Origin of the sequence: Streptomyces sp. NPDC060209, assembly GCF_042728155.1 — a bacterium.
In the GTDB taxonomy this organism is placed as follows: Bacteria; Actinomycetota; Actinomycetes; order Streptomycetales; family Streptomycetaceae; genus Streptomyces.
Window position 1 is genome coordinate 1 of sequence record NZ_JBHWZS010000535.1, and the last position, 2,701, is coordinate 2,701.

Consider the following 2,701-nt stretch of genomic DNA (forward strand, 5'->3'; position numbering starts at 1 on the left):
GCACGAGGCCGGGGCGCGGCCGTCGGAGGACGGCACGACGGCCCTGGTCAGGCACGCCAGTCGGCGGTGCGCTCCGGTGACGCCTCCGCCAAGGCCTTCGCGATGGCCTCGGCGTCGCCCTGGTTTCCGTACACGGGCGTGCCCGGCTGCTGACGCCAGGACTCGTCGAGGCCGCCCGCGTCGACGGTGTCGAAGCCCAGCTCGTCGATAAGGTCACGGACCGCCTGCTTGGCCGCCGTGTCGTCGCCGGCGACCGGAAGGGCCTGCCGGCCGGGTGCGCCCTGGGGGAGCCCCTTGTCGAGGATGTCCTGGGCATACGTACCGTTGAACGCCTTGATCACCGGATGGCCGATCTGCTGCTCGGTCCACCGGCTCTCCGTCAGCCCGTCCTCGATGGCGGAAATACGTCCATCACGCTGCTGCGGGTAGTAGTTGCCCGTGTCGATGACGGCGACATCGTCCGCCGCTCCGTCGAGAATGCCCGAGGGCAGGTCCGGGACCGCCTTGAGGGGAACGGTCACCACGACGATCCGCGCTCCCCGGGCCGCCTCCGTCGACGTGACCGGCGTGGCACCCGTCTCCTCGGCCAGCGCACCGAGCGTCTCGGGGCCACGGGAGTTGGCGACGGACACGTCGTGCCCGAGTGCCGTGAACCGCCGGGCGAGATTGCCGCCGATGTTGCCCGCCCCGATGATGCCGATCTTCATGAATCCGACCTTCCGATGCCGAGTGCCTGGACTAAAAGGGTCTCGCCGGATCACCAACCCCGGGGGAGCGGGCACTATTCCGGGCTGCCGAATCGGTTCAGCACCCGGGTGACGGGTGGGAGAGCTCCTGGTGGGCAGGTATGGGAGCGACAAACGGAACCACAACCCCCCACTTGGAGGTGGTGCCCGTGCTGCACGGAGTCGATGTCAGCGCCTATCAGACGGACTTCGACACGGACGGTCTGGACTTCGTCTTCGTCAAGGCGACCGAGGGCCGCTCCTATGTCAATCCACGACTGAAGAGCCAGGTGAAACGTGTCAGGGACGCCGAGTGCGTCGTCGGTTTCTACCACTTCCTCTGGCCGGGACACGCGAAGGAACAGGCGGAGTATTTCGTCGAGAGAACACCGGAGCGTGAAGGAGACCTCCTCGCAGTCGACTGGGAACAGACGGGCGAGGGCACACGCGCGAGCAGCGCGGACAAGGACCGCTTCATTCGGGAGGTGAAAAGGCTCAGGCCTCATCACCGAGTCCTGCTCTACTGCAACCGCTCCTTCTGGATCAACCACGACACGAGCTCGTACGCCGGCGACGGACTCTGGATCGCCGATTACGGCAAGGCGGCCGCACCACGGATCGACGCGGCCTGGCGCATCCATCAGTACACCGACGACCCGCTCGACAAGAACGTCGCCGACTTCCCCTCGCGGAAGGCGCTGCGCGCCTGGGCCACGGTCTGAGGCGGCAGTTCGGCCCTTTGGGCGCGGTGCGCTCGTCAACACGGACATCATGACCTTCGGCCAGTGGAGTGTCCTTTGCCAGCCACTGGTGCAGTGCGCACGGAGATGACCTGCGGTCCCGCCGCGGGGAGTCCATCCTGGTCGCCGAGTCCGCAATCGGCCGTCGACCGAAGGAGTGCCGCAGTGACGACGAGGGGTCCCTCAGTATCGGCGGAGGCCGATGCCGCCTACCAGGACGAATTGCCTGTACGGCGTCGGCAGCCGGGGAACGTGGTCATCAGGTGGCTGACCACCACCGACCACAAGACGATCGGCACGATGTACCTGATCACCTCGTTCGCCTTCTTCATCGTCGGTGGTGTCCTGGCCCTCGTCATGCGTGCCGAGCTCGCTCGTCCGGGTGACCAGATCATCTCGAACGAGCAGTTCAACCAGGCGTTCACGATGCACGGCACGATCATGCTGCTGATGTTCGCGACGCCGCTGTTCGCCGGCTTCGCGAACTGGATCATGCCGCTGCAGATCGGTGCGCCCGACGTGGCGTTCCCGCGGCTGAACATGCTGGCCTACTGGCTGTACCTCTTCGGCTCGCTGATCGCCGTGGCAGGCTTTCTCACCCCGCAGGGTGCGGCCGACTTCGGATGGTTCGCCTACTCCCCGCTCACCGACGCGGTCCGCTCCCCGGGCGTCGGCGCAGACCTGTGGATCATGGGTCTGGCCTTCTCCGGCTTCGGCACGATCCTCGGTTCGGTCAACTTCATCACCACGATCATCTGCATGCGCGCCCCCGGCATGACCATGTTCCGTATGCCGATCTTCACCTGGAACGTCCTGCTGACCGGTGTCCTGGTCCTGCTGGCCTTCCCCGTTCTGGCCGCCGCGCTGCTCGCGCTCGAGGTCGACCGAAAATTCGGCGCGCTGGTCTTCGACCCGTCAAACGGCGGCGCTCTGCTCTGGCAGCACCTCTTCTGGTTCTTCGGTCATCCAGAGGTGTACATCATCGCCCTGCCATTCTTCGGGATCGTCTCCGAGATCATTCCGGTATTCAGCCGCAAGCCGATCTTCGGTTATGTCGGCCTGATCAGCGCGACGATCGCCATCGCCGGCCTTTCGGCGACGGTGTGGGCGCACCACATGTACGTCACCGGCGGAGTGCTGCTGCCGTTCTTCTCCTTCATGACGTTCCTCATCGCGGTGCCGACCGGGGTGAAGTTCTTCAACTGGATCGGCACGATGTGGAAGGGATCGTTGTCC

At 65.8% G+C, this 2,701-nt stretch carries 3 protein-coding genes; 2 read left to right on the forward strand and 1 reads right to left on the reverse strand.

Annotated elements, in window-relative coordinates; genetic code table 11:
• Positions 1-47 precede the first annotated feature (47 nt).
• Positions 48-758: an NADPH-dependent F420 reductase gene (locus tag ACFWFI_RS42290; protein ID WP_387401220.1), complete on the reverse strand. Its 711-nt coding sequence runs from the start codon at positions 756-758 to the stop codon at positions 48-50.
• Between the two features lie 137 nt (positions 759-895).
• On the opposite strand from ACFWFI_RS42290, the gene ACFWFI_RS42295 reads away from it, so the two are divergent.
• Positions 896-1,447, forward strand: a complete 552-nt coding sequence (locus ACFWFI_RS42295) for a glycoside hydrolase family 25 protein (RefSeq protein WP_387401216.1) — start codon at positions 896-898, stop codon at positions 1,445-1,447.
• Positions 1,448-1,630: 183 nt separating this feature from the next.
• Positions 1,631-2,701: cytochrome c oxidase subunit I (locus ACFWFI_RS42300; protein WP_387401218.1), on the forward strand; the 1,071-nt coding region annotated here is incomplete at its 3' end.